We start from the raw sequence: 14643 nt of genomic DNA, 5'->3' as shown, positions 1-14643 counted from the left end.
TGCTCAAGCATTTTGGATAGCCGCGGTTCTGTTTCGTGTCAAAATCTAATCGGAGCTAAAACAATTCGTCGGAATCGCGGGGCAACTTCATTTTCGAAAGATCTTCAAGGTGCGCGGAATTCCCTGAAGGTCGCTCAGAAACTCCGCCGATGACCAGATCGAGCAATCGACGAACGACGCCGTTTCGGCGGATTGTCCGACGCCGATCTCGATCAGGAGAAGTCCGCCCGAACGCAGAAAACGCGGCGCTCCATCGATGATCCGTTTAACGATCGAGAGCCCGTCGGCACCGTCCGAAAGGGCGATCAAAGGCTCGAAATCGCGAACTTCCGGCTGTAGCCCTTGCATATCGCCGGCCGGAACATACGGCGGATTCGAAACGATCGCGTCGAACGATTCGTTCGCTTCGAGCGCACAGAATACGTCCGAAAGCCGCGTCTCGAATCGTGATCCGACATCGTGCCGGTGCGCGTTCAAACGCGCCGCTTCGAGCGCCGTTCCCGAAACATCGAGACCCAGACCGAATGCGTCCGGCAAGTTCGCCAGGATCGCGACCGAAATACAGCCCGAACCGACTCCGACCTCACAAAAGCGCGGATTCTCAAATTCACGTAGAAATTCGATGGCGTGTTCGACGATCGCCTCGGTTTCGGGTCGCGGGATCAAAACGTCGGGCGAGACGGCGAAATCCAGTCCGTAAAATTCCTGTCGGCCGGTTATGTATTGCAACGGTTCGCGCGCGGACCGCCGCGCCAGAAAGTTGTCGAACGCCCGCCGTTCGGAGTCCGTCGGCGCATACTCGGGGTGCGCGATCAGGAACGTCCGGTCGCGCCCGAGCGCAAACACCAGCAACGAAGACGCCTCTCGCCGCGGTTCGGCGATCCCCGCCAACTCAAGCGCGGCCGTTGCGTCGATCAGTATTTGCGAGACATTGGCCACTTCAAGATTCCAGGTTCCAGATTCAAGCCATTCAAGATATTCAAGATATTAAAGATTCCAGATTCCAGATATTCCAGATATTCCAGATTCCAGATATTCCAGATTCCAGATTTCAGGTTCCAGATTCCAGGTTCCAGATTCCAGGTTCCAGATTCAAGATTCCAAAATCCAGATTCCAGGTTCCAAAATCCAGATTCCAAAATCCCGATTCGCAAATCGCAAATCGCAAATCGCAAATCGCAAATCGCAAATCGCAAATCGCAAATCGCAATTCGCAAATCGCAAATCGCAAATCCCAAATCCCGTCAGTTTCCGCGCAGAACGGCCGGGAGCGTCAGCAAGATTATCTTCAGATCGAGCCAGATCGACCAGTTCTCGATGTAAAAAAGGTCGATCCGGACCATCTCCTCGAACGACAGGCGGTTGCGCCCCGAAACCTGCCACAGTCCGGTGATCCCGGGCTTCATATCCAGTCGCCGGCGATGCCGCGCCTCATAATTCTCGACCTCGTACGGTATCGGCGGCCGCGCTCCGACGACGCTCATATCGCCTTTCAGAACGTCAAAGAACTGGGGCAGTTCGTCAAGGCTCGTGCGCCGCAGGAAACGACCGATTCGAGTGATCCGCGGGTCGTCCTTCACTTTGCCGAAGACAGGCTCGTCGTCATTGCCGGCATTCGCGCCCGCGGCCCCTTCGATGTTCTTCAGGTAGGCTTCGCGGTGCATCGAATCATCGGCGTCCGCAAGCATCGTCCGAAACTTGTGGCAAAGAAAAACCCGGCCGTCCATTCCGACGCGCTCCTGGCGAAAGAAGACCGGGCCGCGTGAATCGAGTTTCACGGCCAGCGAGACGACCGCGAAGATCGGCGCGGTGATGATCAGCGCGACGGTTGAAACAACGATGTCGGACGCTCGTTTTACGAACCGTTGCGCATCCGTCAACGGTTCCTGAAAAAGCGTCACGACGGGCAGGACGCCGATCTGTTCGACCTCGGTCTTCTGCGGCATCAGATTAAACAAACTGGGCGCGAAGCGAAATTCCACGCGCTGCGAGCGGTCGATCTGCATCATCGCTTCGAAGAGGCGGTCGCTCGAAATCCGTTCGTCGGTGATGATCACTTCCTGGATCGCGAACTCGCGGATCAGGTCCGGAAGACGCTCGAGATCGTTGATCGTTCCGACGACCTCGTAGCCGAGTTCCGGCGAATCGAAGAGTTCGGCCCGCGTTCGTTCGGCATCGGAACCTGCGCCGACGATGAGCGTCGGGATGAGATTGATTCCGCGCCGCCGAAAAACCGTCTGCAAATAACGAATCGCGAGATGGAAAGCAGTGAATACCACCAGCGCGAAAGCAAAATCGACCAGAAAGACGCCGCGTGAATACGAAAAATCGCGAAACGCAAAACCGCCGCGAAACAGAAAGGCGACGGCGATTATCAGCAACGATCCGACAAGGACGGCTTTGAAGACCCTGAACGCCTCCGCGGTATAGGAAAACGCACCTTGAAGGCGATAAACACCTTGATAGAGCATCATTGCGGCACGTATCGGAACGACAAAGAAGAAGATCCCGGCGTAAGGCACGAATTCCTTTGACCAAGCCCAGGCGGTCTGCGAGAAGATCGGCTTGTCCTCGCGCAAATAGAACGCAGCGAAAAAACATACGGCCGCGAGCGTCGCGTCGACCGCAAAGATCAAGGTCTTCACGGTCGGAAGCAGCCATTCGGGGACGCGCCGTTCGGAGCGTTGCAGATTGTTGTCTTTCGGCTCGATGTTCACGATTCGTTCAGGATGAAGTTTACCACCTGATCGCGCACGCCCGATGCGTCGCGGACGTCGAGGCCGGTTTTTTTACGCAGTTCCATTTTCGACAGATCGGCGGAAGATTCAATTCGAAGAAGTCGCCCTTCGCGTAGAAGATATTCGTCGACCGCCGCCGGGCGCCCCGCAAAGATGGTTGCCGTCGGCACGCCGAGGGCCGCGGCTTCGCGGTTCATCGTGCCGCCGCCGCTGATCACGAGATCGGCCGCCGCCAACAGATTCGCGCCGTCAAGCACGCGCTCCGGAAAAATGATATTCGGTTGCGGGTGCGCCTTTCTGATTCCCTCGCCTTGGTAATGCTTGCGTGGCAGAACGACAATCCTGGCGTTCGGTTCGGCGGCGAACCGTTCGAGCAGCGCGTCGAGAAGCTCGTTCGCGACGCCGCGATGATAAAGTGCCTCGGGCGCGTGCGGGCGAACGACGACGAGGATATTCTCAGGCGCGATCCCGAGTTTTGCGAGTTCGACTTGAAAGCCCGGGTCGGGCTGAAAATCGGCGAGATAGACATCTTCCTTGATGCCTTGGAACTTTTTGGTCTTCGCGACGGCGCCGAGTTTTTCGAGAATATTGTCGGGGAAGCTCTCCGGAACGACCAATCGCGACGCGAGCCGGAAGGAAAGCCGGTTCGCCGGATGATGTTCGTAATCCATCAGGTTCACGGATTCGATCCCGAGCAGACGCGCGACCGCCAGCGGTTCGTGGGAATTGTGCGAAAGTATGAGATCGATGCCGCGTCCGCGCGCCCAACGCGTGAGTTGCACGATCCGAGAAGCGTATTTCAGTCCCTTTTGAACGACACTCTTGCCGCCGTGGGCTCCGAATACAGTGATTGGAAGACCGGCAGCGCGCGCGAGTTCGACCGTTTGCGCGTAATCGCGCGCCGTCCACAGAACCTCGTGGCCGCGCCGCTCAAACTCCGGCGCCAGCGCCCGAAAGAATGGCACGTGCGGCGAGTTCCCGAGATCGATCCAGATTCGCATAAATCCAAAAAGTGAAAAGGGAAAGTGAAAAGGGAAAGTGAAAAGTGAAAAGTAGAAAGTAATAGAAAGTAAAAAGCAAGAAGGCAAAAGGATCGGTAATCACCGCTTACCGCTCACTGCTCACTGCTCACTGCTCACTGCTCACTGCTCACTGCTCACTGCTCACTGCTCACTGCTCACCACCTTCCAGGAGCCGCGCCAACGCGTATGCGGTCCAGGCATTTGACCAACGGACGAAAGGCGTCTTGACCGTCGACCGTTTTCGTTTCTGATAATAAAAATAACCGCTCTCGTCACGCATATTCGAGATTAGCCAGCCCGCGACCTTGTTTGCAAGCGGCAAACATCGTGGGTCAACTTCGTTCAACTCGCACAAAGCGACGATCGCGGCGGATGCCGAATGAACGTCAATCGGATATGATTCGCGATCGAAGTATTTCGGAGCGCCGTCTTCGAGAAAGAAGTTATCAAGCCAGAAACATAATCCTTTTTCGACCGCCGCGCCGCCATCAAGATGCGGAACGATGGACTGCAAACGATGCAAAGACAATAGAATATAAGCGGTATGGAAATTATCGACCCAAGCGTGGCGAAGTTTCGGGCCGTATGCCCAGGCGCCATCGTTTCGTTGCCGATCAACGACGAAGCGCGCCGCCGTCGCGGCGAGTTCCAGATTCTCTTCGCCGCCTCGATTCGCCAAAACCTCCGCCGCGAGCAGCGATGCGTTGAAGATCACGCTCCGGTCGAGCGGCGTGTAGCTGAAACAGACCTCGGTGTCGGATTCGAACGAACGGTTCAGAGCCGACTTGATGAATTCGCACACTTCTCCGCAAGTTCGGGCGTAAGCTTCGTCGCCGAAAAGTTCAAAAGCCTCCGAAAAGGCCTGCGCAGCGAAGGCGGTCGGGACGATCGTCGGCGTCCCGCACGGTGCGAAAAAGGCACGCGACTGCCAGTCAAAATTATAGCCCCACGACCGATGTTGGACCTTGGATTTTGGATTTTCGATCGACAGGTCCAGAAGCTGAGCAAGGAACCGTTTCGCGCGTTCGGCGTGGGCCTCGGCCTTCGTAGAGCGAAACCTTGAAAGTTCGGCAAGCGCGAAGAGCGCGATTCCCTTGGGGTTGACGCCTTTTTCGATCTTCAGCAGCGGCCGCAGATTTCGCGCCGATCGTTTGACAACCTGCAGGAACAAAAGCCGAGCGGGCGCGATATGCCTCAGCGGCGTCGCTTGAAAATATCGGCTGTTTAGGCCGTCAAACGGATCCCATCCGGCGAAGTCTTCGGCCTGGCAATAAGAAAACAGCTCGCCGTATATCTTTTCGATTTCCCCCAAATTACTCAAAACGAAACAATTATCGGTGAATCGAGCGCAAATTCAAAAGCCAAGCTTGGGATTTGCGATTTGCGATTTGCGATTTGGGATTTGGGATTTGCGATTTGGGATTTGCGATTTGGGATTTGGGATTTGGGATTTGCGATTTGGGATTTGGGATTTGCGATTTGGGATTTGGGATTTGCGATTTGGGATTTAGGATTTGGGATTTGGGATTTGCGATTTGTGGAATCTGGAATCCTGGAATCTGGAATCCTGGAATCTGGAATCCTGGAATCCTGGAATCTGGAATGGAATCCTGGAATCTGGAATCCTGGAATCTGGAATGGAATCCTGGAATCTGGAATCCTGGAATCTGGAATCTGGAATCTGGAATCTGGAATCTCCAATCCCCATCCGGTTGGTTCGCGCGATGCGCGCAATGCAACCGGGACGGTTGCGCTCCAATCGCAAATCCCCAATCGCAAATCGCAAATCGCAAATCGCAAATCGCTAAAGTCTCGGCAACGCGATGCTAAACCTCGATCCTTGGCCGATCTGCGATTCAACGGTCACGTTTCCACCGTGCTGTTCGACGATTTCCTTTACCAGCGAAAGTCCCAGGCCGGTCGATTCCTCCTGTTTGTCCTGGCCGTCGCGCGCGACACGATAGAACTTCTCCCAAATCTTCTCGTGTTCGCTGCGCTCGATGCCGTAACCGCGGTCCTCCACGACGACGCGCAGGAAGTCGGCCTCAAGTATCGTCGAGATCAACACCTGCGTGCGCTCCGGACTGTAACGTATCGCATTGTCGATCAGGTTCGACACCGCGCGCCGGATCAACCCTTTGTCGGCGGCGATCGGCGGCAGATTCGGCGCGTTCTTCGCAACCAGCTGAATTCTCTTGCGTTTGGCGTTTTCCTTGAATTCGTCGACGACCTCACCGACGACCGAATCGAGCCTAACGGCCGATTTGTTGACGTCTTTCTTGTCTCCCTGCTCGAGATTTGAAACCGAGAGAAACGTCGAGAGCATCTTCGAAAGCCTTTGGGACTCGTTGGCGATGATCTGAAGGAACTCGCGGTTTTCGGTCGTGATCGAATCGTCCATCAACAGAAGTTCGGCAAAGCCCTTGATGCTCGTGACCGGTGTGCGCAACTCGTGCGACATCAGGCTCGCCATATCGGAGCGGAGCTTTTCGTTCTCCTTGACAGCCGTGATGTCGATCAGGGTTATGAGGAAACACGCCGGTTTAAGCGCGACGTTGGTATCGTGGATCGATGCATTGTCCGACGGAACCTTGACCAGTGAGATCTGTAGATCGAGCGTTTTTTTCTCCTGAAAAACCAACTCGTTTCGGTAGACCTCGCCTGTTTGGAGGACACGGCGGATCGCGAGGTGCGGTTCGCTGAACGCATCGGTCCGGAAATTCTTGAGTAGCCCGAACAGGTCGAGATCCGAGATCTGCTTAGATTGGAGATCGACAAGATGGCGCATTTGCCGATTGACATATGCGAGCGTTCCGTCGAGATAGGCGATCGCGTGGGCTTCCTTCAGATACGAACTTGCAACGGCGCTGAAAGACTGCTCTTTGATCAAACTCCTTATCAAACTCGTTGTTCCGACGCGGATCTCGGCCGAGTTGGTTGACAAAAAACTCCACCAGAACTTGTTCGGCAGGTTCTTGCTGCGGAGTTCCTGCCGCTTGAAGTTGCGTGCCAGTTGATCGCAAAACGACTCGAGCAGATGTTGGTCGGCGCGTTCGAAGTTTTGATGAACCCTGACAAAAAGAACTCCGACGGCCGCGCCTTCATAAACCAACGGCAACGCAACCCGCGCAGACTTTGATTCGTTGTTGTCCGTATGCACTATCGTTTGCCGGTCGCGGAAGGCGCGTTCGCAAAAGGCCACGGTTTCCCGCCAGGCGGCCTGCCGCGCCTGCATTTTCGGTTGCGCAGTTCCATTTCGCGAACGCCCGATCGGGCGAAAATTCTGGTTTCGATCGACTCTGAAAACGATCGCCTCGGAAAGCGGCAGTACTGTCTCGAGCAACTGAAGCCCGATATCGATGCGCGTTTCGGCGGATTTGACTTCGATCAGGCTTCCGGTCGTCGCCAGGTTGACAAGATTCTCGGTGAGCTCCTGATCGATCGTCCAGAGTTTCTTGAGGTGGACCGCGATCAACGTCGCAAGTGTGATGAAGGCGACGCGCAGGAAGTAAAGGTTGGTTTCGAAATAGTTAAGCGCGACAAAGCTTAGGGCGAACCAGAGGCCAACAAAGGCAAGCGCCGACGGGAGGGTCTTCTTGATCGGGAAGCAGTTGCTGAGGAGACCGACGAGGACTCCGAGAATAAGAAAAAGCGGGTAGTGCCACCATCTTGGGTCGATGTTCCGGATCGCCAGATGTTCGGCAAGTTCAAGCGCGTAGTATTGCGATAACTCCGAAATGAGGAGGATCGCCGCGGTCAGAGCCAGCGGCAAAACAATTATCGACAGAACCGAGGTTTTCGTGGTTGAAGTCATTTGCGGGATGTGCGGGACAAAAGGGAAGGGCACCTGCAAAAACAATGTTTTGCAATTCAATTATGCCCTATCCTTCAGCGCATTTTCAAGCATTTTGTCCAACCGTCCGGCGTGCCGGGGCGGAAACTCGTGTCGGTTGCCCTTTTCCCGGAAAAACGACATAATGGGAAGCTGATCGAAGCAATGAAATTTCTCTCGAACACTCGGATTCTGCTTCTTGTTTTGTGGCTTGGCGCCGCGGTCTTTTTTAGTTTTGCGGCGGCTCCGGGTGCATTTGCGGTGCTTCGCGCGGCTGAGATCCCGAATTATCAGCAACTCGCCGGCTCGTTGGTTCAGCGGAATTTGATGATCGTGAATTTGAGCGGATTGGCGGTCGGTTTGCTGCTGCTGTTGACATCGTTCGTTAATCCCAAGGGAGTCAACAAATTTCTCGCCTGGGTCGAAAGAATCTTGCTTGCGATCGTTGCGGCGGCCTGCGGTGCGGGACATTTCGTGATCGGACTCTGGATATCGTTCCTGCGGACCGAGATCGGACGTCCGATGGACGAACTGGCGCTCGACGATCCGCTCAAGGTTCGGTTTGACGCGTTGCACGAATACTCGGTTTGGATCCTGGTGACGGCGATGATCGCCGCGCTGCTGGCGTTTGTGCTGATCTCGTCGAAAGACTTTTCGGCTCTTTCAAAGACATCGGATCCGCTTGATTTCAAGAAGGATTTCAAATTTTAACTTTTATGGACGTGATTGAGAAGATTGATGAATTTTCGAACCGTTTTCGCAATTGGAGCGGAAATGTCGATCTGAGCGGTTACCCGTTCGTGCAGAATGTCCGCGCGCCGTTCAGTCCCGCGCGCCGCGCGCTTCCGATGACGAATCTGGCGCTCATCACGTCGGCCGGCGCATATGTCGACGGCACCGAACCGTTTGATCTCGACGCGTCCGACGGAGATCTGAATTTCCGGGAGATACCGGTCGAGGTCGAGTCCGAGGATCTCCTATATTCCGCCAAGGGTTATGACCCGGCGGCGGTCAAGGAAGACCGCAATTCGCTGATCCCGATCGACCGTCTTCTCGAATACGAAGCGAATGCGGTGATCGGAAGCTTGAATAACGTCTGGTGGAGTCTGTCGAGTTGGATACCGAACGCGGCGCGCGTCGCGAACGAACTCGGGCCGCGGATCGCCGACCGTTTGGCCGGCTACGATGTTCAGGCAGCTCTTCTTATTCCGGCATCGAAACTCTGCCACCAAACGCTTGGCATCGTCGCCCGCGCGATCGAGATGAAGGGAATCCCGACGATGATGGTCTCGGTTGACCGCAAAACGTCCGATCTCGTGCGGGCTCCGAGAACCGCTTATTACGACGGCGAATTAGGCGCGACCGCCGGAAAACCGAACTGGCCCGAATATCAGCTGCGCGTGCTCGATGAAGCGATTCGCTGGATCGAAACGTTCGATCAACCGACATCGCGCAAACTCGGAGTCGAACTCGAGACAAAGACCGAAGCCGCCCGCGGCGAACGATAGGGGTTCCTGATTCCAGATTCAAGATTCCAGGATTCTAGATTCCAGGATTCCAGATTCCAGGATTCCAGATTCCAGAATCGGGAACTTTGAAAAACCTCACCTTTTCGAGGTTGGTTTCGGTTGGTCGATTGGATGACGGTATCCGGATTTGAATTAGGACAGTAAGGCGATGATTTGGACGCAGCGCCGTCGGAATTTCTCCATTGACGGACCTTGGGCTGTACCTGTAACTCGTTGTATTATATAATAGTTACATGAAACAGAAGCAACTTACTTTGATGGATGCGATGCTGACGTTGTCGAGACGGAAGAAGACGAGCCGCGGCGGGACCTGGAGTCGATCGGCAAGCTGGTGGACTGGGAAGCATTGGTTAAGATCGTCGAGCAGTTGGACCGGACGCGAGGACGGGGCGGGAGGCCGCCGGTGTCGTTCGAGGTCAGCTGAAGAGCTGTTTCTGCAGCACGCGTTCAATCTGAGCGACGAGGAGCTTGAGGACCAGTTGGCGGACCGCCTGTCGTTCCAGCAGTTCGTGGGGTTGGGGTATGACGAGGAGATCCCAGATTTCACGACCTTCTGGAAGTTCAAGGAGAAACTAGTGAAGGCGGGGCTGATGCAGAAGATCTTCGAACAGATCCTGAGTCAGATCGACGAGCGGGGACTGATCCTGAAAAGGGGAACGATCATCGACGCGACGCTCATCCAGAGTGCGAACCGGCCGATGACGAAGGAGAAGCGGGAGAAGGCGAAGGAGAGCCGGCAGCTGGACGCGGACGCGGCGGGAACCTCTCAGGGCGGGAAGAAACACTTCGGCTACAAGGGCCCACATCGGAGGACGAGGGCAGCAAGATCATCCGCAAGTGCGAACTGACGCCGGCGAACGTTCACGACCACGAACGGCTGCACGAGATGATGAGCGGAGACGAACGGAGCGTCTGGGCAGACAAGGATATCCTATTCAGGCGGCCAAGAGGGCGCGCGGGAGGTCGGAATATATTACGGAGTGCTCGACAAGGCGGCTCGGACACCGCTGACGAATCGCCAGAAACGGAAGAACGCGAAGAAATCCAGAGGCGAAGGTGGTCGAACATGCGTTCGGATTCATGAGGAAGAAACTGAAAGTAACGGTGATGGGGCCAGGAACATCGCCAGGAACACGCTGAGATTCCAGATGTGGTGTACTGTGTACAACGTGCTGAGAGCCGACTTCATACTCAAGCAGAAGTGCGCCTTCTGAACGAAAACCGGGCGAAATCGATTGCGAAAATCGATCGAAATCGCCGAGAATGCCGCCAGAATCCGAAAAATAGATCAGAAACGGGGGCGAAAGACGGAAAAAACATGAAAAGAAAACGACCCACTTTCAAAAAAATCAAGAAAAGGAACCGGGCCGCTTTCTAACCAAGTTTTTCAAAGCTCCCGATTCCAGGATTCCAGATTCCAGGATTCCAGATTCCAGATTCCAGGATTCAGGATTCCAGGATTCCAGGATTCCAGGATTCCAGATTCCAGGATTCCAGATTCCAGGATTCCAGGATTCCAGATTCCAGGATTCCAGGATTCGAGATTGAAGAAATTCCGGATTCGAAAAATTCCGGATTCCAAGAATTTCGGATTATACGAGTCTGCCGGAAAGATCGGTTCAGTGCGCGGAGCACACGCACGTACGATAGCACCACGTTCCGCTCCGCTTCACGCGTGGTGCTATCGCAAGTTCGCGTGCTCCGCACGCTTGAAGAAGCAAATTCAGTTCTCAAACGGCTTTTCCGACAGGCTCCCAGATTGAAGATTTTCAAGATTCCGCAGCATCGATTGGAATTCTTGGAATTCCTGGAATCACTTGGAATCCTTGGAATCACTTGAAATTCCTGGAATCTCTTGGAATCTTTGGAATTTCTGGAATTTCCGCAATCCAAAATCCAAAATTCATTGCCCCATTTGCCAGTGTTTTACGGTTTCCAGCGGATAAATGAGCATTAGGATGTTCAGAAGCAGGCCGTCGCGGATCCAGAGAAGAAGCACGGCCTCTACGGCCAGGAAGAACAACAACGAGCGAAACCAGCCGAGTTTGACGGCGATCTGGAAACCGATCGCGCAGGCGGCGACATCACCGATCGAGTTGAAGATCGAATCGCCGAAATAATCGAGCGAAGCCGTGTTTTCGCGATACTTGTCGATGATGAAATTGCTGTTCTCGAGCACTTCCCAAGCCGCTTCCGCGGCGACCGCAACGACCAATCGCCACGTGCCGGAAAGCCGGGTGAGCAGAACTCCGGCGATCCAGAAGAACAAAACTCCGTGGAGCACGTGCGTCAACGTGTAAGGGTCAAGGAAATGCTGCGACGTATGGCTGCTGTTCCAGGCGTCGTTAACGTAAATCGAATAATCGCCCAGTTTGCACCACCAAACGCGGTCTTGAAGCCAAAGCGCCACGACCATCGCCGTGACCGCCGCGACCGCTATCAAGAGCGGCAAATAGTAGTTTTGCTTATCGCGTGATTCGTCCATTCTTCGATCGGACGATTTTACATATATTCGATGAATTTTGCTAAAGTCTTTGTGAACCCGCGTCGGGACGCGACGATCACAAAGATCGATCGACGTTGCAACTAGTTAACATCGTCGCGCGAACCGTCTGTCATTTCGCGGATCAATCAATGAATCGAACCACAATGCTCGCGAGCGCGGGCGAGAAAGACAAGATCTGGGATTTCCTCGTCATCGGCGGGGGCGCCACCGGGCTCGGCTGCGCTCTAGACGCGGCGTCGCGCGGGTTTTCGGTCTTGCTGCTCGAACAGAACGATTTCGGCAAGGGCACTTCGAGCCGTTCGACGAAGCTCGTTCACGGCGGCGTGCGATACCTTGCGCAGGGCAATCTGTCGCTTGTCAAAGAAGCGCTCAAGGAACGCGGGCTTTTGCTCAAGAACGCGCCGCATATCGTTTCGAAACAGGCGTTCGTCGTTCCGGTTTACAGTTACTGGGACAAGTTCTTTTACGGCGCGGGCCTCAAGACCTACAATTTGCTTTCGGGCAAGTACGGTTTCGGCAAATCGGAGATTCTCTCAAGAAAGGAGACCCTCAAAAGACTTCCGACTGTTCGCAAAAAGGATCTCGAAGGCGGGATCCTGTATTTCGACGGTCAATTCGACGACACGCGGCTGCTCGTCGATATCGCCTCGACCGCGGCGGTAAACGGTGCGGTCTTGCTCAATCACGCGCGAGTATTCTCGCTTCATCGCGGTGAAGCCGACAAAGTCGACGGCGCCGCCTTTTCCGACGAACTGACCGGACAGGTGTTTCTCGCCCGTGCGCGCAGCGTGATCAACGCGACCGGTGCATTCAGCGATTCGGTGCGCCGTATGTCGGACCGGTCGGCTGAGGATCTGATCGCGCCGAGCCAAGGAATTCATCTCGTCTTCGATCAAAAATTTCTGCCGGGTTCGACCGCGCTGATGGTGCCGAAAACGAGCGACGGCCGCGTTTTGTTCGCGATCCCGTGGCACGGCCGGGCGATCTTCGGAACGACCGACACGCCCGTAAAGGGCATCGAACTCGAACCGCGCGCGTTTGAAGCCGAGATCGACTTCATCATCGATTCCGCCGCCAAGTATCTTGCCGATCCGCCAAAGCGTTCCGATATCCTCAGTATTTTCACGGGCATACGGCCGCTCGTCAAAGCGTCGAATTCGACAAACACCGCGGCGCTCTCACGCGATCATACGATCGAGATCGATCTTTCGGGCCTTGTGACGATCACCGGCGGGAAATGGACGACTTACCGGCGAATGGCCGAAGACGCCGTCAATCAAGCATCGGAGCACGCGGGGCTTGAACGCCGAAAATGCGTTACGGATGATCTTGCGATCCAAGACACATCGATCACGGCTAACGAACTCGCAGCATCGGATCCTTCGCTTGCGGAGATCCTCCACGAGCGCTTGCCGTATCGCGTCGCCGACGTCGTCGTCGCCGTCCGATTCGAGATGGCGCATACGCTCGAGGACGTACTCGCGCGGCGCACGAGGGCGCTGTTTCTCGACGCCTCCGCCGCGCTCGGGATCGCGCAGCGTGTCGCCGTTCTGATCGCCGCCGAAATGGACAAAGACGAAGCGTGGATCGATGATCAGGTGAAGCAGTTTGAGTCGATTGCGTCGGGCTATCTTCCTCCCCGAGATTGAACGCGCCGCTTCAGATGATTTTCCACCAAGGTGCCGCCAAAACGTCCGGCGCGATCCATTCGACGGTCGTTCCTCCGTGCAACAGAAGTCCCGGCAATGTTTTCTCGGGATATTCGCTGCGAAACACGCGAAGATTTCCAATGTCGCTCAGTCCGGGCCGTTTGGTCGACTTTACCTCGATCGGAAGGAGTTTCCCGTTTGTTTCGATCACGAAATCAACCTCCTCTCCAATCTGCGTTCTCCAATAGAATAAGTCTGCGTGCCCATTCCGCGAATCTCGCCAGGCAAGAAGATCGTTCAAAACCAGATTCTCAAAGTGCTCGCCGCCGGGATCGCGTTCCGCCAGATGAAGCGCGATGCCGGTGTCTCCCCAATAGAGCTTTGGCGACTTAACCAGCCTCTTGGTCCGATTTGCCGCGAATGCCGGGAGGCGAAAAAGAAGATATGACGTCTCGAGAAGATTCAGATAGCGGTGAACCGTCGCCTGCGGCAACGCGACATCTCGTCCCAGTTCGGTTTGATTGACCATTGCGCCAAGCCGGTGACAGGCGGCGCGCATCAAGCGCCGGAAATCCGGCAGAGCTTCAATCGCCGAAATATCCTGTAGATCGCGCTCAAGATACGTGCGAACGTATCCGTCGAACCAAATCCGACGGGCATCGGCTGAATTGAGTTCAATGGCCGGAGTTGGAAAACCGCCACGCAATGCGAGATCTTGCCAGTTTTCGGATGGTGCCGATTGATCTGAGATTACGCTCATCCAATCACCGGGAGGAGTCGTCACCAATTCATCCCAAATGCCGCACTGGCCGAGACCGAGTTGTTCGCGTCGGGTCATCGGCCAGAGCGTGAGGTAGCTCGCCCGGCCCGCTAGCGATTCGGAAACTTTGCCCATCAATAACAAATTCGCCGATCCGGTGAGCAGAAACCGTCCCGGTCGACGATCTTCGTCAATTGCGCGTTTGATCGCGACCATAATTCCGGGTTCGCGCTGAACTTCGTCAAGAGTGATGGGCCGCGATCCGCCGGTCAAAAGAGTTGGATCGCGGCGCGCAGCGTCACGCACATCGAGGTCATCGAACGTATAGTACCTTCGATCGTTTGATAACAATTCCCTCGCCAATGTGCTTTTGCCGGTCTGCCGCGCACCTGTGACAACCACGGCGGGCATTATGTCCAATCGATTTTGCAGTGCGGCACGGAGAATCCGCGGTAATGTAAATCTATTCACGCTATGAATGATATCCATTCACGGTGTGAATGACAAGTGTTTTCTGATCCGCTCCGATCGCGTCGAAAACCGGAGTAATCGACAACTGTATCTGAATGATTCTGACAAACACATAAAATCTGTGAAAAAAAATTTG

General features: G+C 55.0%; 14 protein-coding genes. 5 read left to right on the top strand and 9 right to left on the bottom strand.

The features are described from left to right. Window positions 1-87: 87 nt before the first annotated feature. Window positions 88-939, bottom strand: coding sequence for a peptide chain release factor N(5)-glutamine methyltransferase (prmC, locus tag IPN69_21950; protein MBK8813370.1), 852 nt, complete (start codon window positions 937-939; stop codon window positions 88-90). Here prmC and IPN69_21945 point away from each other — a divergent pair. Beyond that, window positions 922-1323 carry a hypothetical protein gene (locus IPN69_21945; GenBank protein MBK8813369.1) on the top strand — a complete coding sequence of 134 codons (402 nt, stop codon included), beginning with the start codon at window positions 922-924 and terminating at the stop codon, window positions 1321-1323. The two genes, prmC and IPN69_21945, sit on opposite strands and share 18 nt — an antisense overlap. Here the strand turns inward: IPN69_21945 and IPN69_21940 are convergent. The 5 genes from IPN69_21940 to IPN69_21920 all read right to left on the bottom strand — a co-directional run bounded on the left by IPN69_21940 (window position 1245) and on the right by IPN69_21920 (window position 7574). After that, window positions 1245-2717: a sugar transferase gene (locus IPN69_21940; protein MBK8813368.1), complete on the bottom strand. Its 1473-nt coding sequence runs from the start codon at window positions 2715-2717 to the stop codon at window positions 1245-1247. The two genes, IPN69_21945 and IPN69_21940, sit on opposite strands and share 79 nt — an antisense overlap. Further along, window positions 2714-3739 carry a DUF354 domain-containing protein gene (locus IPN69_21935; protein ID MBK8813367.1) on the bottom strand — a complete coding sequence of 342 codons (1026 nt, stop codon included), beginning with the start codon at window positions 3737-3739 and terminating at the stop codon, window positions 2714-2716. Before IPN69_21935 ends, IPN69_21940 begins: the two co-directional genes overlap by 4 nt. Window positions 3740-3908: 169 nt before the next feature. After that, window positions 3909-5072: a terpene cyclase/mutase family protein gene (locus tag IPN69_21930; GenBank protein ID MBK8813366.1), complete on the bottom strand. Its 1164-nt coding sequence runs from the start codon at window positions 5070-5072 to the stop codon at window positions 3909-3911. 5 nt (window positions 5073-5077) lie between these two features. Continuing rightward, complete coding sequence (locus IPN69_21925; GenBank protein ID MBK8813365.1) at window positions 5078-5461, bottom strand: hypothetical protein; 384 nt, start codon at window positions 5459-5461, stop codon at window positions 5078-5080. Window positions 5462-5564: 103 nt separating this feature from the next. Further along, the gene (locus tag IPN69_21920; protein ID MBK8813364.1) at window positions 5565-7574 is read right to left on the bottom strand and encodes a GAF domain-containing protein; all 2010 of its coding nucleotides are present in this window, start codon (window positions 7572-7574) and stop codon (window positions 5565-5567) included. A 183-nt stretch (window positions 7575-7757) separates the two neighbouring features. On the opposite strand from IPN69_21920, the gene IPN69_21915 reads away from it, so the two are divergent. The 3 genes from IPN69_21915 to IPN69_21905 all read left to right on the top strand — a co-directional run bounded on the left by IPN69_21915 (window position 7758) and on the right by IPN69_21905 (window position 9969). Continuing rightward, window positions 7758-8303, top strand: a complete 546-nt coding sequence (locus IPN69_21915; protein ID MBK8813363.1) for a DUF4149 domain-containing protein — start codon at window positions 7758-7760, stop codon at window positions 8301-8303. Window positions 8304-8308: 5 nt separating this feature from the next. After that, window positions 8309-9100, top strand: coding sequence for a hypothetical protein (locus IPN69_21910; protein ID MBK8813362.1), 792 nt, complete (start codon window positions 8309-8311; stop codon window positions 9098-9100). A 254-nt stretch (window positions 9101-9354) separates the two neighbouring features. Further along, window positions 9355-9969, top strand: coding sequence for a transposase (locus IPN69_21905; GenBank protein MBK8813361.1), 615 nt, complete (start codon window positions 9355-9357; stop codon window positions 9967-9969). 539 nt (window positions 9970-10508) lie between these two features. Here the strand turns inward: IPN69_21905 and IPN69_21900 are convergent. Next, a complete protein-coding gene (locus IPN69_21900; GenBank protein ID MBK8813360.1) occupies window positions 10509-10703 on the bottom strand; it encodes a hypothetical protein in 195 nt (64 codons plus the stop codon). A 321-nt stretch (window positions 10704-11024) separates the two neighbouring features. After that, window positions 11025-11606 (bottom strand): DUF2585 family protein, encoded by a 582-nt coding sequence (locus IPN69_21895; protein MBK8813359.1) that lies wholly within the window; start codon window positions 11604-11606, stop codon window positions 11025-11027. A gap of 149 nt (window positions 11607-11755) precedes the next feature. Here IPN69_21895 and IPN69_21890 point away from each other — a divergent pair, with 149 nt between their 5' ends. Then, complete coding sequence (locus tag IPN69_21890) at window positions 11756-13276, top strand: glycerol-3-phosphate dehydrogenase/oxidase (GenBank protein MBK8813358.1); 1521 nt, start codon at window positions 11756-11758, stop codon at window positions 13274-13276. Between the two features lie 10 nt (window positions 13277-13286). Here the strand turns inward: IPN69_21890 and IPN69_21885 are convergent, their stop codons facing one another. Beyond that, window positions 13287-14525: an ATP-binding protein gene (locus IPN69_21885; protein ID MBK8813357.1), complete on the bottom strand. Its 1239-nt coding sequence runs from the start codon at window positions 14523-14525 to the stop codon at window positions 13287-13289. Window positions 14526-14643: the final 118 nt, after the last annotated feature.

Source organism: Acidobacteriota bacterium (assembly GCA_016715115.1).
Lineage (GTDB): Bacteria > Acidobacteriota > Blastocatellia > Pyrinomonadales > Pyrinomonadaceae > JAFDVJ01.
The sequence above is the reverse complement of the archived record's forward strand: the minus strand, read 5'-3'. Positions and strand labels throughout refer to the sequence as shown.